The following is a 22173-nucleotide window of genomic DNA, read 5'->3' as shown; positions in this document are numbered from 1 at the left end:
GCATGAGAGATTCCAGGGATAATGCCCAGCGCCAAGACACAAACAGCGCCAGCGCTCAGCATCTCGGATGCGGGAATCGTCACCCTCACCGGTCTTTGGACGGCGGACGCGCTGCAATGGCATCGCCCGGCATTCACCCCGGATAGCCTTGGCAAGGCCGGCACCATCGATTTCGACCTCTCGCAACTTGATGAAATGGACACTTTCGGCGCAGCAGCCCTCGCCGAACTGGTTGAGGACCTGCATCAGGAAGAGCGGGAGACCAGCATTAGCGGCGTTGCGCCAAAGCATGCGCGTCTTGTCGATGATCTGAAACGTTACGCCATAACCCACGAAGATCATCACGATGTCGATCTGAGCAAGCCGGTCGGCGCCGTGGGCAAGATCGTCGTGGAAGCGGCTCTCGATGCAGAAGACATCGCCGAGGTACAGGGGCACATTCTCTGGTCAGCCTTCAAGCTCGTCACCCTGCGCGGTCCCATCAGGCCTGCCGCCATCGCCAACCAGTTTCTCGATACGGTCCTGCGCGCCATCCCCATTGTCGCGCTGATCTGCCTCGTCGTTGGCATCATTCTCACCCAGCAATCAATTGCCCAGTTGCGTAATTTCGGCGCGACAGTCTTTGTCGTCGATCTGGGTGGCATATTGATGCTGCGCGAAGTCGGCATTCTGCTCGCCGCCATCATGGTCGCTGGCCGCTCCGGCTCCGCCATTACTGCCGAAATCGGTTCGATGAAAATGCGCGAGGAAATAGACGCGCTCGAAATCATGGGGCTCGACACCTATCGCGCAGTCATCATGCCCCGGGTCATTGCCCTGGTCGCCGGCCTGCCCGCGCTCGGGTTGATCGGGGCCATTGCCGGCATTGCGGGCGCAGCACTCGTTGCCCGCATTTCAGGCGGCATATCGCTGGAAAATTTCGCGATGCGCCTTAACGACGTCGTCAACCTGCACATCATTGCCGTCGGCATGATCAAGGCCCCCTTCATGGCTTTTGCAATTGCTGTCATCGCCGCCAGCGAGGGCTTGCGCGTTTCAGGTTCCACCCAATCCCTTGGCAAGCACACCACTGCCTCCGTGGTCAAATCGATCTTCATGGTCATTGTCATCGACGGCATCTTCGCCATTTTCTTTGAGGCGATCGGATTTTGAGTAATGTGGACGGCAAACAGGCCGCAATTTCGGTAAAAGACCTCGAGGTCAGCTTCGGCGAGAAGCGGGTCCTCGATGCGCTGGGTTTTGACATTCCCCGTGGCGCTGTCGCCGGGGTCATCGGTCCGTCTGGCTGCGGCAAGACCGTCGCCATGCGCTCCATTCTGGGCCTTGTCCCGTTTGCTGCTGGCAGTATCAACATCCTTGGTCGCAACCCCGCAGAGTTGGGGGTCAACGGCATGCGTAGCCTCCGGCGCGAATTGGGTGTGTTGTTCCAGCAGGGCGCGCTGTTTTCCTCACTCTCGGTGCTGGAGAATGTTGAGGCACCCATGCGCGAACACCTGAATATTGATCCCGTCTTGATGCGCCGCGCAGCCTACGCCAAAATCGATATGGCGGGGCTGCCACGCACCGCAGGTGATTTGCGCCCATCAGAGCTTTCCGGCGGCATGATCAAGCGCGCCGCCCTCGCGCGCGCGCTGGCCCTCGATCCGAAAGTGTTGTTCCTGGACGAACCCACTGCCGGCCTCGATCCCATTGGCGCTGCCGCGTTTGACGACCTCGTGCTGGACCTGCGCAACGCGCTCGACCTCACAGTTATGATGATTACCCACGACCTCGACAGCCTTGGCGCCATCTGCGACCATATAATCGCGATGTCCAAAGGCAAGGTTTTATGTCAGGGAACCCTTGCCGAAGTGCGGGTCAATGACCACCCTTGGATCAAAGAATATTTCGGTGGGCCCCGCGCCCGCCGTCTGGGAGAATAGGTTTATGGAGAGCAAAGCCAATTATGCGCTGATCGGGGTGATCTCAATTCTCACCTTCGTACTCGCCGCCGCCTTCATTTACTGGTTCGCCCTGTTCGATTCCAAGGTGGAGACCAAGCAGTACCGCATCATTTTCACCGGTACCGTGACAGGATTGAGCGCGGGCACCGATGTATTGTTCAACGGCATCAAGGTCGGCCAGGTCCGCGATCTGGCAATCGACCCCGATGATCCCGGCAAAGTCGTCAGCCGTATCGAAGTCAGCAATACAGCACCGGTAAAGGTTGATACACGCGTCATCCTTGAATTTCAGGGCCTGACCGGCATCGCCTTTGTTCAGTTGACCGGCGGCACGCCCGGCGCGGCCGATTTGCTGCCCCCCGAAGGCGAAAAAATTGCCACCATCGTCGCCGACAAATCGGATTTCCAGTCACTGGTCGATGGATTGCGCGACACGATTAGTGGTGCCAGCGCCACCTTTGACCGTCTGAACAACTTCCTTGATGTCAATGAGCCGGTGGCAACGGCAACCCTTGCCAATATCGAATCCTTCAGCGCTGCCCTCGCATCCAACGCCACAGGCGTCGAGGCATTTCTCGCCAGCCTTTCAGACGCAGGCAAGGAAATCGGTCCCCTCGCCGGCGAACTGCGCCAGCTTTCGGTTCAGGTGCGCGGACTTTTGGGTGACGTAAAGCCCGGCTCGGTCGCAAAAATCGTCGATGACGTGTCCAGCTTCACAGAAGCTGTGTCCCGGAACACCGATAAAGTGGATGTCTTCTTCACCGATGCGACCACCCTGTCCGCCAGCCTCAGCAAATCCTCAGAGCAGGTCAGTGACATCATCATGCGCTTCCAGGCCGTCACAGATTCTCTCGATCCCGACATCCTGGCCCAGTTCGTGCTCAATCTCGATTCCATCTCCACCGTACTTGGAGACAATAGCGAGAACGTGGATACCTTCCTCAGCAACATGACGGAAGTTTCCACCACGCTGGCCCAGTCCGTCGACAAGGTCAGCGCCATCGTCGACAATATCAACAATATGACCAGCGACACCGACAGCGAAGGCCTGTTCAAACAGCTCACCTCCGCTGCGGCTGCCGTACAGGTTCTCGCCGAGAACCTTGATACCCGCACCCAGTTGCTCACAACCGGTCTCGGCAGGTTCACAGGCCAGGGGCTTTCGGAATATCAGGCGCTCGCGGCTGATGCACGTGCTACCCTGCGGCGTCTCGACACGCTGCTGTCACGGGTAAATTCCAATCCGCAGAGCCTGATTTTTGGTGGTGAGACCGTCCGGGAGTACAACAAGAAATGAGGAACCGCAGCATGAACAGACGCAAGGTGATGTTCTCGGGCGCGGCCATGCTGGCTTTGCCTCTCATGGGTTGTTCCGTCACCGGATCTCCGCCGGTAACCTTTGATTTGTCCGCTGCAACCGCCGAAAAAGTGCGCCGCCGCAGCACCCGCACCATCGTCATTACCACCCCCAAGGCCGTGCAGACCTACGATACAATGCGTGTCGTGGTTCGCGAACCCGGCGGCATTCTCAGCTATCTGCCTGATGCCCAATTGTCCGACACACTGCCATCATTGCTTCGGACCCGTGTTCTGCAGTCGTTCGAGAACGCGGCATTCCCCAATATTGGCCTGCCGGATGATCAACTCTCCGTTGACGTCACCCTGGCGCTGGAAATCCGCGCGTTTGAAATTGATGTCTCCGAAGGCTCGGTAGCCTCTGTCTCGCTGGCCGCCAAACTGGTCAATGAACGCCAAGGGTCGATTTATGCCAGTTCGGTCTTCTCGGCGGAAACGCCAGCGCCGATCACCCCGGGCACAGCCGCCATCGCTGGCCTGAATGAAGCATTACAACAGGTCACCCGCGAAATCGTCGCCTGGACAGCCGCCAAAGCCTGACGCTCTTACCTCGCGGCTAGGGTCGGGCAATCAAAGCCACGCGGGCCTGCTGCACCCGGTCGCCAATCGCGCCCACCAGTTCATAATGCGCACTCGAGGATCCCAGCGTCACGCGCATCTGGTCAATGCTGCCCAGCAATGGCGCCTTCCATATGCCTTCCGAGAACCGGTTGAATATCTCGACATTGTGGAAAAACGGCCCGGTCAGAACGATCTCTTCGGGAAACAGCAAGCGGCAGAGATTTTTGATAATCCGCAGAACCTGCGCCAGCGCCTCTTCCATGGCCGGACTTTCCAGCAACGGCACATCTCGCGCCACGGCACTCAGCCCCATCTCGTCAAACGGCAAATCGGGAAATTTCTCGCGCAGTTTTGGCCAGATCGACCACAGTGCAGCCACCGTCTCCAGACAATCCTTGTGCCCGCAATTGCAGGGGCGTCCCTGGGCATTGCCCAGTTCCCAGTGCCCGATCTCGCAGAACCGGCCACGGCGCAGGTTCACCACATCATTTGAAGTGGCATAGGCCGCCCCGATACCAAAGCCCCAATGCAACAGCAAAACGCTGCGTTCAGCGCTGCCCGGTTCCTCGGTCAGACGTCCGGTCAGTTCTGCATCAAGATTGCGGATCAACACCACATCAGTCCCCAGCGGGGCCAGTGCCTTGTTCACATCAAAGTCGCGCAAGGCCGGCCAGCGCGAGGTAAAACACCAAAGGCCGCGCGGCACATCAAGAAGGCCCGAAAGCGAGCACACAACGGCGCTCAGCATACTGGCATCGGGCAGCCGCGCCTGCATCTCACGCGCCAGGCGCAGCAGTGTGTCAGCCATTTCCTCATTGCTGCACGTCGCCTCTGGCGCCGCCATCGTCTCTGCCAGCACGCGGCCAGCAGAATCAAGCGCCCGCGCCACGATTCGACGATTGGCGATATGCAGGTAAATGAAGCAGAACCGGTAGGGATTGACGCTGAGATAGGCAACTGGCCGCCCCCGTTTCACCGCCGGGCGGGTATTTTCCTGCAACAGGCGCTTGCCAAGCAATTCCCCCACCAATTCGGAAATCCCGGTGGAGCGCAGGTTCATCGCCTTGGCAAGTTCACCGCGGGTCACCGCGCGGCCGGATTCAACCAGGCCAAGAACTGTCTGCAGATCGTCTGCCTTCGCTGCGTCCATCACTGCGCCCCTACCCAAACAGCGCCGGCAACCCCAAAGAGATGACGGGTATGTAAGTTACGAGCAATAACACAATAACCATCGCCAGATAGAAGGGCACCATACTTGGCGTTGCTTTTTCAAGACTTATTCGCCCAATACTGGCCCCCACCAGCAGCGAAGTGCCAACCGGTGGCGTGCAAAGCCCGATGCCCAGGTTAAGCACAAGAATCACCCCGAACTGGATCGGGTCCACACCGACCTGCGTCACCACCGGCAGCAGGATGGGTGTCAAAAGCAAAATCAGCACCCCCATATCCATCAGCATGCCCAAAAGCAGCAGCAGCAGATTGACCGCCATCAGCACAAATATCGGATTGTCTGAGATACCCAGAATGCCTTCTGCCAGCAGCGCCGGCACGCGCAGATAGGACAAAAGAAATCCGAAAGCAGAAGAGGTCATGATAATCGCCGTCACCATGGCCAGCGTCGTCAGCGTGCCCGACAAAATCCGCCCGATTGCCGCAAAATCAAGTGAACGATAAACGAACATCGTCACGAACAAGCCATAGACCACCGCAATAGCGGCCGATTCCGTCGCGGTGAAAATTCCCGCCAGAATACCGCCGATGATGATGACAATCGTGAACAGGCCCAAAAGCGCATCAAACGCAATCGCCAGCCCTTCTTTAAAGCCATAGGTGCCCCCCACCGGGTGCTTGTGCCGCCGCGCCATCACATAACAGATCACCATCAGCGATCCGCCCAGCAGCAGCCCGGGCAAATAGCCCGCCAGAAACAGCGTACTGATCGGCAAACCACCCGCCGCCAGTGCATAAAAAATCATGTTCTGGCTGGGCGGTATCAAAACGCCCTGCACCGATGAGGTCACCGTAACGGCCACGGAATAGCCCGCCGGATAGCCCTTGCTTTTCATCGCGGGAATAAGGAAAGAACCGATGGAGGCGACATCGGCCACCGACGATCCGGAAATACCGCCAAACATGGTGCTGGCCACAACATTTCCCTGCGCCAGCCCGCCACGAAACCGGCCCACCAGCACGTCAGCCAGCTTCACCAGCCGGTCAGAAATTCCCCCTACGGTCATCACATTGCCAAGCAGAATGAAAAACGGCACCGCCAGAAAGGTGAAACTGTTGAGACCATTCACCATGCGCTGCGCCACCAGCAATAGCGGCAGGCCGAGATAGGTCGCCGTTGCCAGCGAGGCCAGCCCAAGCGCAAAGGCAATCGGCACGCGCAACAGCATCAGCCCCACAAACCCGCCGAGCAGCAGCGTAATTCCGATCCAGTCAACCAGCATCATATTCATCCAGAGTCATGTGGGGAGATGGCTCGACCTGTCCGAGCACCAGATTGGCCAGCGCATTGAATGCGCCCAGTCCGCCGCCAATCAGCGTCGGTATATAAAGCCAGAATTTTGGCAGCCCCGAAGCCGGGAGCATCTGCACACCGGCAAGCGCAACCAGATCGCGGCCATAAAACATGACAACAAGCATGAAACCGCCCACGACAATCTGCGCCATATAATCAAGCGCACGGCCAAGGGCGTGGGGCAGCATGTCACGTATAAAGGTAATCGCCAGATGCTCATGCCGGCGGATACTGATGGCAACCGCCATCAATCCAAACCAGATCAGGCAGAGCAACGCCACTTCCTCGGACCAGCTCGTTGGCCGGTTGAGGAAATACCGCAGAACCACCTGCACACTGGCAATGCAGGTGATGATGATAAGAAGGGCATAGCAAAACCAGCTGACCCATTGGTTCAATCGGTCGACCCACAAGCCGGCGCGATGCTGCCAATTCATGCTATGCCCCTCCATTATTCGCCTATTTGACGGCTTTGATCTGCTCGATCAGATCAAGAAGGTCCGGAAACTCTTCATAGATCGGCGCAACCGCAGCCTGGAACGGTGCATTGTCGATAACAGTAACCGTCGCACCGCCAGCTTCAACCGTCTTTTTGGCTTCAACATTGGCAGCCATCATGATTTCCCGCTCGTAAATCGCGGCATCCTTGGCAGCCCGTTTGATCGCATCCTGCTGGTCAGCAGGCAAACCGTCAAACTTGGCCTTGTTCATGATCAGCACAGCGGGGGGGCTGAGATGGGCGTCTTCCACATAGTTCGGCGCCACTTCAAAATGACCCGAAGTCTGGTAGCTCACGTAATCATTCTCTGCACCATCGATCACACCGGTCTGCAGCGAGGAATAGACCTCACCATAGTTCATCGGTGTCGGCACAGCGCCCAGCAGTTCAACCATGCGCGTTGAAATAGGCGCAGGCTGCACACGGATTTTCAAACCGGCCATGTCTTCAATGCTGGTGATCGGCTTGCCCTCAACTGTGTAGAACGAGCGCGAGCCTGCATCCATATAATCGAATCCGACCAAGCCAACCTTGGCCAGATCCGCGGAAACCTGCTGGCCGATTTCGCCATCCAGAACGGCATATTTATGCTCGTTGTTACGGAAGATATAGGGCAGCGTGAACACGCCCATGCTCGGACTGACATTGGCCAGAACCACCGAATTGACCCGCGCGAAATCAACGATACCGGCCTGCGCCTGCTCAATGGTTTCAGGCTCCTGGCCGAGCTGCGCACCGGCGAAAACCTGCACAACAACGTCGCCGTTGGAATATTCCTTCACAAGGTCGGCAAAGCGATACATCGCAACGGTAACCGGATTGCTGTCCGGCTGGTTTTCAGCCAAACGCAAAACGGTTTGCGCCGAAGCCGCCATCGGCAGCGTCAACGCACCTACCGCCAAACCTAAAATGGCGGATTTAACAAAATTCTTCATGATACCCTCCTGGAGATTGCACAGTCACGGGCAGCGAGTATTCAAGCATACCATCAGCACGTCAATGTTTTTTTGAACCATTTACGTCTATAAATAAAATCCATGTTTTCCAACGACCTTGACCTAGTCATTCGAATATGGTTTTCATTTTTGACGAAATTGTTTTCAAAAAGGAGCCTCGTATGCGGGTCGAAAAACATACGGACAAAGCGGCGCTCGGCGCGGCTGCCGCAGCTGAAGGCGTAACCGCGATAAAGCAGGCAATTGCCGACAAGGGTGAGGCTGCTGTCATTCTCGCGACAGGCGCCAGCCAGTTCGAAATGCTGGAGATCTTGATCAAGGCAGACATTGACTGGAGCCGGGTCACCGCCTTCCATCTTGATGAATATATCGGCCTGCCCGACAGCCATAAGGCCAGCTTCCGGCGCTATCTGAAAGAGCGTTTCCTGGCACAGGTACCGACGCTTAAAGAATTCGTATTCGTCGAAGGCGACGCCGCGGACACAGCAGCCGAGCTTGCCCGGCTGAACAAACGCATTTCGGCTGTGGATATCGATGTGGCATTTGCCGGAATCGGTGAGAATTGCCACCTTGCCTTCAATGATCCCCCGGCTGATTTCACCATCGAAGATCCCTATATCGTGGTCAATCTCGACACGGCCTGCCGCCAGCAACAATTTGGCGAAGGCTGGTTCGAAACGCTCGACGACGTACCCGCACAGGCGATTTCCATGAGCATCCGCCAGATTCTCAAAAGCGCCCATATCGTGCTGTCCGTACCTGACGAACGCAAGGCGCAGGCCGTCAAGGATGCAGTCGAGGGCGAGGTTTCCAACCTGCACCCCGCCTCCATCCTGCAAACGCATGACAACACCACACTGCATCTAGACGCGGGCTCAGCAAGCGCCCTCCACCAGGCCGGGTGATCGCTTATGTCTGAGTTGGTTGGAAATGGACTGTTTGATCTTCAGGTTAATGGCTATGCCGGTGTCGACTTCAACGACCCCGCGCTCACAGCCGCAGGTCTGGATCATGCACTCGAGGCCATGCTGGCGGCAGGTGTAACCCAGTGTTTGCCTACCCTTATCACTGGCCTCCCCAGTGAACTGCATGAGCGCTTTGTAGCCCTGGACCGCGCTGTCCGGGAAAGCCGTCTCGGCCGGCGCATGGTGCCGGGCTACCATCTCGAGGGTCCTTTCCTCAATTCAGAAGAAGGCTTTCGCGGCTGTCATCCAGGGCAGGCGATGCAAGATGCAGACCCTGCCCTGGTGGCAAATCTTCAGGCCGCCATCGAACTGCCCATTCTGCTTGTCACGCTTGCGCCCGAGCGCGCAGGCGCAATCGATCTCACCAGCAAGCTGACAGAAGAAGGCCGCGTCGTCAGTATTGGCCATTCATCAGCTGGATATGCCGAAGTTGCAGCCGCCACAGCGGCCGGGCTGTCCATGTCCACGCATCTGGGCAATGGCCTGCCCCAGCTCATGCCAAAGCTCAACAACAGCCTGATGGCCCAATTGGCCAGCCGCGAACTGGTCGCCTGCCTCATCGCTGACGGGCATCACCTGACCCCTGAAGCGCTAAAGGCTGTAATCAACCTTAAAGGCGCGGATAACTGTATTCTGGTTACAGACGCCGTCTCCGCAGCCGGTGCGAAACCCGGGCCCTACACCCTTGCCGGCATGCATGTCCTGCGCACACAAGAAGGCGCAGTGGTGCAGCCCGGTCATGAGGGGCTGTTCGGTTCTGCCCTGTGTCTTGATGACGCCATCCGGAACGTGTGCGCATGGGATATCGTCGCCCCACCCGTCGCCATTGCCATGGCATCAACACGCCCCCGTCAGGCCCTCTCCCGGGCCTTCAAAAAGTTCAACATTCCCGCGCCAACCTGCAAGGTCAGCTGGAATGACAACCTGGAACCAACGGTGCTCGAACTTCCAGCAGAAATCTGACACAAAAAGGCCCGGTGCAGATCACCGGGCCTTTCCTTTTCAATTGCAGCATTCCCAAAGCGCCCTAGTCCGGCAATAACGTTGCCCCTTTGTGCAGGGGCTGCACCCGATCTTCATAAACAGACAGCCATCCCCGTTGCGAAGAGCGCTGTGCTGGCGGCAGCTTGGCTTTGCGCGCGGCAAACACCGCTTCACTCAGGTCAGCATCGATCCGGCGGCCCATCACATCGATCGTGATGATATCACCGTCCTCGATCAAGCCCAGCGGCCCACCATTATAAGCTTCAGGCGCCACTTCTCCGACAACCAGTCCCTTATTGACCAAACCGGATAATTGCCCGTCGGTCACAACCGCCACATCTTCGCCCAGTCCCGCACCTTCAATCGCAAACACCAGCCGCGAGCCCATACCCATGCCCGGCGCGCCACGCACACCCAGCCCACGCAATACCACGACATCACCCGCCTTGATCTTGCCAGCCTTCAGCGCAGCAATAGCTACGTTCGGATCCTCAAAAATCACTGCCGGACCGGTCACCAGCAGCTTGCGGTCATAGCGCAGTCCCATTTTGATAATGGCAAAATCCGGTGCCAGATTGCCTTTGATCATCACAATCGCCGGCTTGTCTGAAAGGGGATCGCTCACCGGCCGCACCACGTCGTTTGGCGGCGTATAGCCCGCTAGCGTTTCGCCCAGCGTCTTGCCCGAGACGCCAAGCGCATCATGCCGTGCCATCGGCCCAAGCTGTTTCAGCACCGCGCGCGCACCACCGCCATCTTCCAGCTCTTCAATCGTCGTCAGCCCGTTCGGCCGCACGGCACAAAGCACCGGCATTTCTTCCATGAATTTTGCATAAAGGCCGTAGACATCAACCCCGGCCTGGGCTTCTTCGGAAACCGCCTGCAAATGTTTGACCGAATTAATCGAACCGCTCAGTGCAAAAACGGTCTTCACGGCATTCTCGAATGCCGCCTCGGTCAGGATTTTGCGCGGCCGCAAATCTTCCCACACCATATCGACAATCCGCCCACCCGCTTCGGCGGCATTATCGAGCATTTTCTGGCTATTGCCCCGCACCGGCGCATGTCCCGGCAGCGCCATGCCCAGCGCTTCACACACCGAATGCATGGTATTGGCGGTGCCCATGCCCGAACACACACCCGGCGAGCGTATTGCGTTCTCGCTCATCGCCGTCAGCTTTTCGAGCGTGATCGCGCCCATCGCGTGATGCCCGGCACCCAAAAACACATCCTCGATATCCACATGCTCGCCATCCACATGGCCGCTTTCCTGATAGCCGCAGATCACAAAAATTGTCGGAATATCCAGCCGCGCCGCTGCCATTAGCTGGCCCGGCCCGGTCTTGTCGCAGGACGCAAGACACACCATGCCGTCAAGCAGTGCGCCTTCAACCTGCACTTCGATGTCATTGGTAATCAGATCTCGCGAAGGCAGGATATATTTGCCCGCATTGCCGGCACTGTGAATGAAATCACTCGGCGCCGATGTTCTTACCTCGAATGGTAAACCACCGGCTGCCCGGATCGCATCCTTCACTACCGCTGCAATCCCATCCAGATGGCTGAAACATGCCGCCAGATCCGAGGAGGTATTGATTACCGCGATTTTCGGCTTGGTCATATCCTCGTCGGTGATCCCCAATGCGCGCCATTGTGCCCGGCGCACCGCCCAGAATGACGTCCCGATCCCAAAATTACTGCGCAACTCCACTCCGTTACGGCCATCATCAGTCATCGTTTTCTCCCTTACATATGGGCATGTTCGCGTCGCTTGAAGCGCCATGCGCAAACTCTTCCCTCAGGCTTGGCATTTTATTTAATGACATGTCAATAATGATAGACTGATCCAAACAAAACTTGTCAGCGTAACCCTGTTTGACTGGCTCCTGCTCATGACACCAGTTATGCTTTACGTGCCTCATTCTCGAGATGAAGCCGCCACCCGGAGGAAATTGACGTGACCGAGAACACAGACTTGCGGGAAAATGCGCGTAAATTGATAGACGAGAGTGTCGTCTTTCTGCTCTCAGGTGTCGCCAATCGTCTTGGCCGCTTTGCATCCAGCTTTTATCGCACTCATTTCGGCGTCGGCGTGCAGGAATGGCGCCTTCTCCTCGTTCTCGGTGACGTCAAGGAGCTGACAATCGGCGATGCGGCCATTGCAGCGGATCTGGATACAGGCGCTGCCAGCCGCGCCCTCAAGGCACTCAATGAGAACGGCCTGGTCACACTCAGGGTCACCAGCAGCCGGGGCCGGGCGACCCTGGCAGCGCTCACCCCCGAAGGTTTTGCCCTCCATCAGGAATTGCGCGCAATAAGCGCAAAGCGCGTCAGTCACATCACCGCTGGCCTGAGCGCCGATGATCTCGCCCAATTGCGCGGCTTGCTCGAAACAATTTTGGCCAATACAGATCAGATGAACGCAGCTTGGCCGGAAAATAAAACCGAGGCCGACAATACGCTCGAATAAACGTCTGCCGCAATCTCAGCGATTCAGCGCGCATTCTGCTGCAGGGCAAACCTCGAAAAGCAACAATTCACCACGCCGAATTTTTCCATTTCGCGAAAACACCTCAGCTTCATTTGCGCTTGTTATTCCCAAATGCAGACTGCTAGCTTTTGCCAACGTGATGAGACAGGCAAAAGCCGTCGGTCATGGTGAAAAGGGAGGAATATCGTGAAAATCAAGCTGCAAAAAGCTGTCCTGACGCTCGCCGCGTGTGCGGCCATGACAGGTGCTGTCGAAGCAAAGGAACTGATCTACGGCTCATGGATGGGCGCAAACGCCACCACCAATGTCATCTCGCTGCCCGTCTATTTCGACCGCATCAAGGAAGCGACCAACGGCGAGATCGAATGGAACCTCATTCCCGGCGGTCAGCTCACCAGTGGCCCCGGCACGGTTGAGGCCGTTGGCGGCAATCTGATTGATGGCGGCACCACAATGGCGCCTTACACGCCGCGCGAATTGCCGGCAACCAACTTCATTTTCAATACCACGCTTGCCGGTGACGACGTCGTTGCAGCCGCTGGCGCAATGAACGAGGTCCTTCTCCTCAACTGCCCGCAGTGCAAGCAAGAATATAAACGCAATCACGCCGTGGGTTTCGCCGGCTACAACATCACGCCCTATCTCTTGATGTGCCGCCGGCCGATCGCCAGCGTCGCTGACCTGGAGGGTGTGAAAGTACGCGCCTCTGGTGGCGGCATTTCGACCATGACCATTGCCGGTGCCACCCCGGTCGCCATGAACCCCGCCGAAGCCACCGCAGCGCTTGAGCGCGGTGTCGTCGAATGCGTCCACGGCTCCCTCGCCTGGCTCAAGAACTACGGCTATATGGACATCGTCACCGACGTTCTCGACTTCCCCCTTGGCATGGCCGGCCCCCCGTTGCTGATGTATCTCAACCGCGACGCCTGGAACGACATGTCCCCGGAAGCCCGCAAGGCACATATCGACAATGCCGCTGAACTGGTCGCCATTGGCACCATCAAGGCACAGATCGAAGTTGATGACGACATTCGTGCCGATGCGATGTCACGTGGCATCAATTTCGTCACGGGTGGAGCAGACTTCGAAGCCGTTATGGCCGAACGCGTCGCCAGCCAGCGCGAGGGCAACATCGCCCAGGCAACAGATGCCGGTGTCGAGAACGCTGAAGAGCTGTTGCAGGCCTATGAAACGGCACTGGCCAAATGGCAGACACTCGCCACGGAAATCGGTACGGATGTCGACAAGTTCACCGAAGCGTTGAACCGTGAGGTTTACTCAAAGCTCGATCCCGAAGATATGTAGGCATCATCGTCCCGGGCCGCGTCCGCGTCGCCCGGGACATTTCCCTGCCAACGCCCATCACTTCCAAATATGAGCACAACGCCATGTCAAAGTTCAAAACCGGGCTGGATTGGGTTGCGCGCTCCGCAACATCAATCGCCTGTCTTCTGGTTATCGCCATGATGCTGCACGTATCCGCCGATGTTATCGGGCGCACCTTTTTCCACCACCCCCTGCCCGGCACGCTGGAAATCGTCACCGCCTATTACATGGTTGCCCTGGCCTTCTTGCCCATCGCCTGGATCGCCCGCGAACGCGGCCACATCATTGTCGAACTGTTCACCGCCCACCTGCCCCGCCGCAAAATCAAACTGCTTGATGCGTTTGCCGGCATCGTCACCCTGGGCTATGTCGCCATGTTCACCTATCAGGTAACCCTTGTGGCCATCGCCAAGACCAAAATCGGCGAAGCCTGGGAATCCGCCAATGGCTATGTCGATGTCTGGCCTTCCCGCTGGGTCATCCCTGTCGGCTTTGCCGTCATGGCGATTTACGTTCTTTTGCAGATTTTCAGCGACCTGAAAGCCGCCCGTACCGATAAGGAAACCAGCGAATGACCGGCCCCCTTCTCGGCGCATTCGGCCTCGTCGCCGTCCTCGGCCTGATTGCCCTGCGCCTGCCCATTGGTGTAGCGCTCGGCGTCACCGCCTTCTTTGGCCTCGCCATTCAGCGCAATATCAACGTCGCCCTCAGCGTCGTGCAGCAAACCCCCTTCGAGGTCGCTGCCAATTGGGGTCTTTCCGCCATCCCCATGTTCATCCTCATGGGCGCCATCGCCCACAATACAGGCATCAGCCATTCCCTGTTCAGGGCCGCGCGCCTGTGGTTCAGCCAATTGCCCGGCGGCCTCGCGGTCTCCACCAACATGGCCTCCGCCGGCTTTGCAGCAGCTTCAGGTTCCAGCGTCGCCACTGCCGCCACCATGAGCCGCCTCGCCATCCCCGAAATGCTCAAGGCCGGTTATGACAAGGGTCTTGCCAGCGGCGTGGTGGCCAGTGCCGGCACGCTCGGCGCCCTCATTCCGCCTAGCATCATGTTCGTCATCTATGGCGTATTTGCCGAGGTCTCAATCACCAAGCTCCTGATGGCTGGCGTCCTGCCCGGCCTGCTCACGGCGACCGTCTATACGATCATGATCATCACCCGTTGCAAGCTCAACCCAAAGCTTGCCCCGGCGCTGCCGCTTGATGAACGCGGCACCATCTGGCGGGACCGCTGGGCATCGCTCATGCCCGTCTGGCCTCTTCTGGTCCTCATCATCGGCATTATCGGCGGCCTCTATGGCGGCCTGTTCACCCCAACGGAAGCTGGTGCAGCTGGTGCCTTGCTCGCCTGCATTATCGCAGCAAGTCAGGGCCGGCTCAATTTTCAGGTCCTCTGGACCAGCGTACTTGAAGCGGTCACCACCACAGCGTCACTCCTTTTTGTCGCCTATGGGGCGGTGATGTTCACCAAGTTTCTGGCCCTCACCGGCATGCCCGCCTATCTCGGGTCCCTCATGGGCATCTGGGCGCTGGATCCGCTGCTTCTCGTCATCGCAGCATCCGTGGTCTACCTGATCCTTGGCATGTTCCTTGATCCGCTGGGCGTCCTGCTGCTCAGCCTGCCCATCATGCAGCCCATGTTCGCCGCTGTCGGTGCCGATCCGATCTGGCTGGGTGTGATCATCGTCAAATACATCGAAATCGGGCTGTTGACGCCGCCCGTCGGGTTCAACGTCTACGTGGTAAAGAGCGTTGTGGGAGACACCATACCACTCGGCACCATCTTCAGGGGTGTCGGCTGGTTCCTGCTCTGCGAGGTCATCATCATGGCCCTGCTGATCGGTTTCCCGCAAATCTCGCTATTCCTCCCGAACTCCATGTAGACACCAAGGGCGGCACCATGTGCCGCCCTTCTTACTTATCGCGCCGCCGAGGCGTCTACGTCACGGTCCCATGGCGTGGTCGGTTGCGTTGCGTCCTTGAGCCATTCCAGCACGGCCTGGACCGCCAGATCATTCCGCCGCAATTGCGGCACCAGCGCCTTCACCCATAGATCAGGCGTCGGAAACCCGGGCAGCACCTCCACCAACCGCCCCGCCATCACATCAGGCACCGCAATATGCCGTGCCACCAACCCAATACCCAAGTCACGCAGTGCCGCCATCATCAGCACCTTGCTGTCGTTCACACTGAACTTGGAGCGAACATCCACATTGATCGCGCCTGTCGGGCCCTTGAAATCCCAACTACTCCCCGTTGCCATGAAAGTAAGGCAATCATGCTCGATCAAGTCGCGCGGATGCTGCGGCACACCGAACTTCTCCAGATAGCTTGGGGTCGCCACCAGCATGCGCGGCATCGGGCACAAGGGCACATCGACAACATTGGCATAGGCAGACGGCAAGGCCCCGATGGCGACATCAAACCCCTCTTCAACCGGGTTCACCGACCTGTCCATCAACACGAGTTCCACCTGCACATCAGGATAGGCCACCTGAAACGCCGTGAGCACGTCCCCGAAATACGAGACAGTCAACGTCGTCGGACACTTGATGCGTAACTTGCCCTCAACTCTTGAGCGCGAACGCGCCACATCTCGAAACGCGTCATCCACTTCCGCAATCACCGTCAGAAAACGCGGATAATAACGCTCCCCCGTATCGGTCAGCACCAGCTTGCGCGTCGAGCGGACAAACAGCGTCGCCTTCAACTGGTCTTCAAGCCGGTTGATCCGTTTGGTGACCACCGATGGCACCGTGCCCAGATCGCGCGCCGCAGCCGAAAAACTGCCCGACCGCACCGTCGCCAGAAACGTTCTGATATTGTCCAGCGTGTCCATTGGCTTCTCCCATCTCTCACCCCGTGCCCAACCCTACTATATTTCGCGAAACGCGAAAGCTGATAGATTCAAATGACGCGTTTTTTACAAGGTCACATTGGATACCATGCTCCACAGAACAATTATCGCACTGCCGCAGCCTGCAGTTGATTGGCCATAAGTACCAGTTGCTACAGGAATATTTCCGCACGCGGCGCACACCTGGGGAGATTTGACTTGGCGACATCACTGAGCACGCAGACACTTATCGTCAAGCGAGAGCACGATCAGCCACAACGCAAACTACAGGCCGATATATGCGTGGTAGGCGCAGGTATTTCCGGTGTATCCGCCGCCCTGCAGGCCGCAAAGCTTGGCCGCAAGGTTGTCCTGGTTGATAGCCAGCCCGTTCTGGGCGGTCAGGCCGTCAATTCCATTATCGCAACCTTTTGTGGTCTGTTCTCCAACGGCACCCATGGCTATCAGTTCACCTATGGCATTGGCGACGATCTCCTCAACTTCCTCGAGCGCGAAGATAAGGCCATCCACTATCGCCATGGCCCCAACACCACCGTCGTCTATTATGATGAAGTCGTGCTCGGCCGCTGGGTGGAAAAAAGCATCCGTGAAGCAGGCATCACCGTGGTCCTCGGTGCCATGCTGCAGGACACCCATATGGAAAACGGCCGCATGGCCAGTGCCGATTTCATGACCCGCTATGGCCCCGTCACGATCGAGGCTGAAGGCTATGTCGAGGCCAGCGGTGACGCAGCCCTCGTTTGGCAGGCCGGCCTCGAATGCCGCGTCCCTAAAACCGGTGGTGTTTTCGGCACGCAGATGGTCGTCCTCGAAAATATCAACGAGGAAAACCAGCCAACACGAGACGAAATTGGCGCGCGCATGAAAGAGCGCGGCGAGAAATACGGTCTTCTTCGGCGTGAAGGCCTGGCGTTCACCATCCCTGGTCGGGGCATCGCCGCCATGAACATGACCCACATAGAAACCCCTCTCGATCCGGTAGAAGCGTCCGCCAAGGCACTCGAAGGCAAGGAACAGGCCGTTCTCGCCGTCGAATTTCTCAAAGCCGAATTCCCCGAATGTTTCGGCGAAGCGCGCATCCGCTCCTTCGGTTTTCCCGGCATTCGGCAGACCCGCTGGATCAAGGGTAGTCACCACCTGACCGTCGATGAGATTCAGGCCGGCACGAAATTCGACGATGCCATCGGCCGCACAGCCTGGCCCATCGAACTACATGACCACAGCGATGGCCATCACTGGATCACCTTTGACGAGCATCACGCCCATTACATTCCCCTCGGCAGCCTCCTGCCCGAAAAGGCGCATAATATCGTCGCCGCCGGGCGCTGCATCGACGGCGATTCAGCCGCGCTCTCCAGCGTCCGCGTCATGGGCCCCTGCATCGCCATGGGCATGGCCGCGGCCCACGCCCTCGATCTTGCAGGCAGCAACAGTGTACATGCTATCGACAAGGCCGCTCTTAAGGCCCGTGTCATCGACAACGTCGAAAAACAGCATTACCGCTGGACCGGTTCAGACACCGCCCCACGGCACTAGACTATCCGACGGAAGGACGCCTGTCGGCTTTCCATCAATCGCTCAAGGGAAGACATTATGCAGCTCACTGATTTTGAAAAATCGATGCTCGAGGGCGATCATGGACGGGCAAAGGCCCGCGCCATGGACCTGCTGGTGCGTTATGGTGAGGCGCTTGGCGCAGAGCGTCTGGTCGAAACCAATAATGTTGCCGGTGCCTTCAACGCCTCGACACCCTCGGTCAAGGCGATTGTCGACAAGGGTATGGATCACGTTTTCTCCGAACTCAATCTCGATAGCGACGAGGTTGTCGAAATTCCGCATATGGCCGCCAATACCTGCCAGCTCATCACTGGCATCGACAATGATAACTGGAAATTGCAGGGCGCCAGCGAGGACTTGATCAACATGCAGCGCGGTGCCGAGAAATATCTTGGCGCGCGCGGCGTCAACATGTTCGCCACCTGCACCCCCTATCAGGTCGGCAATGTCCCGGTAAAAGGGGAACATTGCGCCTGGATGGAAAGCTCAGCAGTCATCTATTGCAATTCCGTGCTCGGTGCCCGCACCAATGTTGAGGGCAAGGAAAGCACAGGTGCCGCCGGGCTGACCGGCCGCATCCCCTATTGGGGCTACCATATCACCGAAAACCGCTACGGCTCGCACCTGGTCGAGGTCGATGTGGAAACTGATGACATGATGGACTGGGGACTTTTGGGCTATTGGCTCGGCGAGCAGGTCGAGGAGAACATTCCGGTTCTCAATGGCATCAGCCATCAGCCCAATCTGATCAAGCTCAAGCATTTCGGGGCAGCCGCTGCCTCCTCGGGCGGTGTCGAGATGTATCACATTCCCGGTGTCACCCCCGAAGCCGCAAGCATCGAAGAGGCCTTTGGCCCGAAAAAAAGCCTTGCAACCTTCCGCTATGGCCGCGCCCAACGCCGCGAGACCTATGAAAAAATTCAAAGCGCCACCGAGCGCAAGGTAGATTTCATCATGCTCGGCTGCCCGCATAATTCCATCGAACAGATGGCATTAATCGCCCATATGCTGACGGACAAGAAAGTCCATCCCGATGTGGCGCTTTGGGTGCACACTCCGCGCGCCCTCAAACAGGTCGCCGACCGCAATGGTTATTGCGACATCATCACCGCCGCCGGTGGCGTGGTCATGAGCGATACCTGCCCCGCCATTTCCCGGCGCCTGCCGCCCGGCGTTCGTGTCATGGCCACCGACAGCGCCAAACAGGCCCATTACCTGCCCGCCATCGCCAAGGTCCAGGGCTGGTTCGGCTCGGTCAATGATTGCATTGACGCCGCCATAACCGGTCAGTGGAATGGAGGCATCCAGTGAGCACGAAACCCAAAATGCCCGACACCACGCTGATCCTCAAGGGCCGCAAGGTCGTTGGCGGCCGCGCCGAGGGCGAAGCCCTCGTCACTGACGAAACCATTTCCGGCTGGGGCGGCATCAATGAACGCGACGGCTCCATCATCGAACGCCGTCACGAACTGGTTGGCCAGAGCTTTGCCGGCAAGATCCTCGTCTTTCCCGGTGCCAAGGGCTCGTCAGGCTGGTCGGCCTTCTTTCACATGACCCGGCTGAACAAGGTCGCCCCCGCCGCCATGATCTTCACCCGCATGACCACCAAGATCGCTCTTGGTGCCGTCGTCACCCGCGCCCCGGCCATGACCGCCTGCGAACCTGATCCTCTGACCGTTATTCAAACAGGCGACTGGGTCGTCGTCGACGCAGATGCAGGTACAGTCACCGTCACTAAAAAACATATATAAGCATGCATGCGCCTTGACGCCTCGCATGAAATCAACAACAAAAACAGCCCCTTAAACAAAATCAGCGCCGCCCAAACACCCCCGGCACAAAGCTTCCAAACGCGTCTGTTTGCAATTTAACATGGACTTAACGTGCGTTTAACGTAACACTGTGCGTGGGAGGCAGGAGGACTCGAACCCCTTCTGACGTGTGCACAATGGAACAATTCGACGAAACACGCATCCGCGCGCATCTGGAAAAAGTTGTGCATTCCAACTTGTTCGAGAACTCAACCATCCTTCAGAATTTTCTGTCCTACATCGTTGAGGAAACCCTCACAGGCCGCGCCGAGAATATCAAGGAATACACAATCGCCCTCGACGTGCTCGGCCGCCAGGAGAGCTTTGACGCCCAGGTGGATTCCAGCGTCCGGGTTCACGCCGCCCGTCTGCGGGACAAGCTTGAACTCTATTACCGCCAGGCAGGTCAGACAGAGCCCGTGCGCATCCGTGTGCCCAAGGGCAATTACATTCCCCGGTTCGAGCGCAATGTTCCCTTTGAAGAACTCAATCCAGAAACAAGCGGCGAAGTTCGCGATTACGCCACGCGCATGCCAACCGGCCCGCTTGTCCGGGTAAAACCGCTGCGCGATCTGAGTGAGGGCGAAACGCTGGGCAATCTCGCCCTCGGTTTTTCCGAGGAAATTCTCAACGCCCTGTCCCGGTTTCGCGAAATTCTCGTGCAACCTGATACCGGGCCGGACGACACCCTGCCCGATCCAGGCAAGCGAGCGCCAGACTTCCTGCTTCAGGGCACAATTCGTCGCGCAGGCGACACACTCCGTGTCGGCATTCAGTTGCGCAACGCCGTCACCGAGGAACTGCTGCTGTCTGAAACCTATGACGCCGAATTCTCCGCGGCCGGCATGATACATGTTCAGGAAGAAGTCGCCGGTGCCATCGCGGTAGAAATCGCCGACCCGTTTGGCCCCCTGCCCCATCTGCCGGTTCCCGCAGAACATGCCCAGCCCCTCGCCAGCACATCCGCCTACGAGGCTGTGCTGGCAGCTTACGCCTATTTTCGCAGCCCAAGCCCGGACCTCTCGGCCACCATCGAAAAGAATCTTCTGCAAGCGGTGACCGATCACCCGAAATATGCGAGCGCATGGGCGACGCTTGCCATGTACCGTTACCTGCACATACATGGTCATTTCGACGATCGGGCAACCGCAGTCGCAAAAATGATGCGCGAAGCCCTCACCGCCGTCGACCTGGACCCGCGCAATTCACTGGCCCATCTGGTTCTGGGGCTGGCGCATCATGCCAATGGCAGTTTTGACGAGTTCAGGGAATCCGGCGAAACCGCCCTCCGCCTTAACCCAAATCACTCCATGACCTTGCGGCTCTATGGCGGCCCGCTTGCCTATAGTGGCGAATGGGACCGGGGGCTGGCTCTGGTGCGCAAGTCCATTGCCATCACCAATTTCCCACCGGGCTGGTATCACCTGCCGCTGGTATTCCGCAAATATCTGGATGGCAATTTCGAAGCCGCGCTGCAGCGCATCCCGCGCATGCGCATGGATTCCTATATTTACCCGTCCCTTTTCGAAACCATGATCTATGCGCGGCAGGGCCGGCAGGAAGAGGCAGAGGACGCGCTGGCGCGGCTGCGCAAGTTCATGCCAGATGCAGAGAGCAGGTTAAGGCCGTTTCTCAGCACATTGGGCCTCCAAAAGGCCGATCTGGACAATATATTTGAAGCACTGGAAATTGCAGGGCTTTCGATATCGTCAGGCAGCAAGGACGAAGCACTGCTCTTGCACTAGACGCCTTGGAAGCAAGGCAAATATCGAACGTTTTCCTCTTCGTCGCGATTCAGGCCGGATTATGGCGATCATTTTGCCGCGCGGCAGAATAAGAACCGAAATTTAACCGAATACTTGCTAACAAGGTGGGGATTACAGCCCAATCATCGTAATCTCGCTGCAATTGGGGCGTGGCTTGACGCTCTGATTGTTTTTCGCTCCGATGGAACCAAACGCGAGCGCAAACGTTCTACGACCATTACAAGGAGACGCAATATGAAGAAGCTATTCATTCTGGCCGCAGCACTTATGTCGCTCAGCGCCTGTTCAACCACTGAAAAAGGTGCAGCCGTGGGTGCGGGTGCCGGTGCGATCATTGGCGGCGTTGCCACCAATTCCGTTGCTGGTGCAGCTGTTGGCGCTGCTGTTGGCGGTGTTGCCGGTGCGGTTATCGGCCGTGTCGCAGACAACCCCAGCGAGTGCTACTACCGCGACCGTCGTGGTGAGCTTTATCGCGCGGCTTGCCCCAAAGGCTAAGTGCATCACGCAGATTGCATAATGAACACGGCGACCCTCAGGGTCGCCGTGTTTGTTTTCAGCCCCCCGAAAGCCGTGAC

General features: G+C 57.9%; 21 protein-coding genes. 15 read left to right on the top strand and 6 right to left on the bottom strand.

The features are described 5' to 3' along the window. The first annotated feature begins 21 nt into the window (after window positions 1–21). From L1P08_RS01340 to L1P08_RS01325, 4 genes are read left to right on the top strand one after another with little or no spacing between them, the layout of a single operon-like run. On the top strand, window positions 22–1152 hold the full coding sequence (locus tag L1P08_RS01340; RefSeq protein ID WP_303618220.1) for an ABC transporter permease: 1131 nt from the start codon (window positions 22–24) through the stop codon (window positions 1150–1152). Window positions 1153–1157: 5 nt separating this feature from the next. After that, window positions 1158–1922: an ABC transporter ATP-binding protein gene (locus L1P08_RS01335; protein ID WP_368077132.1), complete on the top strand. Its 765-nt coding sequence runs from the start codon at window positions 1158–1160 to the stop codon at window positions 1920–1922. A 4-nt stretch (window positions 1923–1926) separates the two neighbouring features. Beyond that, window positions 1927–3240: an MlaD family protein gene (locus tag L1P08_RS01330; protein WP_303618218.1), complete on the top strand. Its 1314-nt coding sequence runs from the start codon at window positions 1927–1929 to the stop codon at window positions 3238–3240. An 11-nt stretch (window positions 3241–3251) separates the two neighbouring features. Then, window positions 3252–3839, top strand: a complete 588-nt coding sequence (locus L1P08_RS01325) for an ABC-type transport auxiliary lipoprotein family protein (RefSeq protein ID WP_303618217.1) — start codon at window positions 3252–3254, stop codon at window positions 3837–3839. Between the two features lie 16 nt (window positions 3840–3855). Here the strand turns inward: L1P08_RS01325 and L1P08_RS01320 are convergent, their stop codons facing one another. Genes L1P08_RS01320 through L1P08_RS01305 form a run of 4 tightly spaced genes read right to left on the bottom strand, consistent with a single transcriptional unit; the run spans window position 3856 to window position 7818 of the window. Further along, window positions 3856–5010, bottom strand: a complete 1155-nt coding sequence (locus tag L1P08_RS01320; RefSeq protein ID WP_303618216.1) for an ROK family protein — start codon at window positions 5008–5010, stop codon at window positions 3856–3858. Between the two features lie 10 nt (window positions 5011–5020). Then, complete coding sequence (locus L1P08_RS01315; protein ID WP_368077116.1) at window positions 5021–6322, bottom strand: TRAP transporter large permease; 1302 nt, start codon at window positions 6320–6322, stop codon at window positions 5021–5023. Further along, complete coding sequence (locus L1P08_RS01310) at window positions 6303–6821, bottom strand: TRAP transporter small permease (protein ID WP_303618215.1); 519 nt, start codon at window positions 6819–6821, stop codon at window positions 6303–6305. Before L1P08_RS01310 ends, L1P08_RS01315 begins: the two co-directional genes overlap by 20 nt. Window positions 6822–6843: 22 nt before the next feature. Beyond that, window positions 6844–7818 carry a TRAP transporter substrate-binding protein gene (locus tag L1P08_RS01305; RefSeq protein ID WP_303618214.1) on the bottom strand — a complete coding sequence of 325 codons (975 nt, stop codon included), beginning with the start codon at window positions 7816–7818 and terminating at the stop codon, window positions 6844–6846. Window positions 7819–8000: 182 nt separating this feature from the next. Here L1P08_RS01305 and L1P08_RS01300 point away from each other — a divergent pair, with 182 nt between their 5' ends. Further along, complete coding sequence (locus tag L1P08_RS01300) at window positions 8001–8744, top strand: glucosamine-6-phosphate deaminase (protein WP_303618213.1); 744 nt, start codon at window positions 8001–8003, stop codon at window positions 8742–8744. Between the two features lie 6 nt (window positions 8745–8750). Then, a complete protein-coding gene (locus tag L1P08_RS01295; protein WP_303618212.1) occupies window positions 8751–9767 on the top strand; it encodes an N-acetylglucosamine-6-phosphate deacetylase in 1017 nt (338 codons plus the stop codon). Window positions 9768–9831: 64 nt separating this feature from the next. Here the strand turns inward: L1P08_RS01295 and ilvD are convergent, their stop codons facing one another. Continuing rightward, a complete protein-coding gene (gene ilvD, locus L1P08_RS01290; protein ID WP_303618211.1) occupies window positions 9832–11523 on the bottom strand; it encodes a dihydroxy-acid dehydratase in 1692 nt (563 codons plus the stop codon). 222 nt (window positions 11524–11745) lie between these two features. Between ilvD and L1P08_RS01285 the strand changes: the two genes are divergently transcribed. The 4 genes from L1P08_RS01285 (at window position 11746) to L1P08_RS01270 (ending at window position 15490) form a co-directional block, all read left to right on the top strand. Next, complete coding sequence (locus L1P08_RS01285) at window positions 11746–12258, top strand: MarR family winged helix-turn-helix transcriptional regulator (RefSeq protein WP_303618210.1); 513 nt, start codon at window positions 11746–11748, stop codon at window positions 12256–12258. Between the two features lie 207 nt (window positions 12259–12465). Then, window positions 12466–13584 (top strand): type 2 periplasmic-binding domain-containing protein, encoded by a 1119-nt coding sequence (locus L1P08_RS01280; protein ID WP_303618209.1) that lies wholly within the window; start codon window positions 12466–12468, stop codon window positions 13582–13584. A gap of 83 nt (window positions 13585–13667) precedes the next feature. Next, window positions 13668–14180 (top strand): TRAP transporter small permease, encoded by a 513-nt coding sequence (locus tag L1P08_RS01275; RefSeq protein ID WP_303618208.1) that lies wholly within the window; start codon window positions 13668–13670, stop codon window positions 14178–14180. Beyond that, complete coding sequence (locus L1P08_RS01270; RefSeq protein WP_303618207.1) at window positions 14177–15490, top strand: TRAP transporter large permease; 1314 nt, start codon at window positions 14177–14179, stop codon at window positions 15488–15490. Before L1P08_RS01275 ends, L1P08_RS01270 begins: the two co-directional genes overlap by 4 nt. A gap of 35 nt (window positions 15491–15525) precedes the next feature. On the opposite strand, the gene L1P08_RS01265 is transcribed toward L1P08_RS01270, so the two are convergent. Continuing rightward, complete coding sequence (locus L1P08_RS01265; protein WP_303618206.1) at window positions 15526–16446, bottom strand: LysR family transcriptional regulator; 921 nt, start codon at window positions 16444–16446, stop codon at window positions 15526–15528. A 216-nt stretch (window positions 16447–16662) separates the two neighbouring features. Here L1P08_RS01265 and L1P08_RS01260 point away from each other — a divergent pair, with 216 nt between their 5' ends. The 5 genes from L1P08_RS01260 (at window position 16663) to L1P08_RS01240 (ending at window position 22093) form a co-directional block, all read left to right on the top strand. Then, the gene (locus L1P08_RS01260) at window positions 16663–18000 is read left to right on the top strand and encodes an FAD-dependent oxidoreductase (protein ID WP_303618205.1); all 1338 of its coding nucleotides are present in this window, start codon (window positions 16663–16665) and stop codon (window positions 17998–18000) included. 57 nt (window positions 18001–18057) lie between these two features. Continuing rightward, a complete protein-coding gene (locus tag L1P08_RS01255) occupies window positions 18058–19332 on the top strand; it encodes an aconitase X (protein WP_303618204.1) in 1275 nt (424 codons plus the stop codon). Continuing rightward, window positions 19329–19772 (top strand): aconitase X swivel domain-containing protein, encoded by a 444-nt coding sequence (locus tag L1P08_RS01250; protein WP_303618203.1) that lies wholly within the window; start codon window positions 19329–19331, stop codon window positions 19770–19772. The genes L1P08_RS01255 and L1P08_RS01250 overlap by 4 nt, the downstream gene beginning before the upstream one ends. A 197-nt stretch (window positions 19773–19969) precedes the next feature. Next, entirely contained in the window at window positions 19970–21577 is a 1608-nt protein-coding gene (locus L1P08_RS01245) for a hypothetical protein (RefSeq protein WP_303618202.1), read from the top strand. A 255-nt stretch (window positions 21578–21832) separates the two neighbouring features. After that, complete coding sequence (locus tag L1P08_RS01240; RefSeq protein WP_303618201.1) at window positions 21833–22093, top strand: YMGG-like glycine zipper-containing protein; 261 nt, start codon at window positions 21833–21835, stop codon at window positions 22091–22093. Window positions 22094–22173 lie beyond the last annotated feature (80 nt).

This window comes from Mariluticola halotolerans (assembly GCF_021611515.1).
GTDB lineage: Bacteria > Pseudomonadota > Alphaproteobacteria > Rhizobiales > Devosiaceae > Mariluticola > Mariluticola halotolerans.
This window is presented reverse-complemented; position numbering and strand designations above follow the sequence as displayed.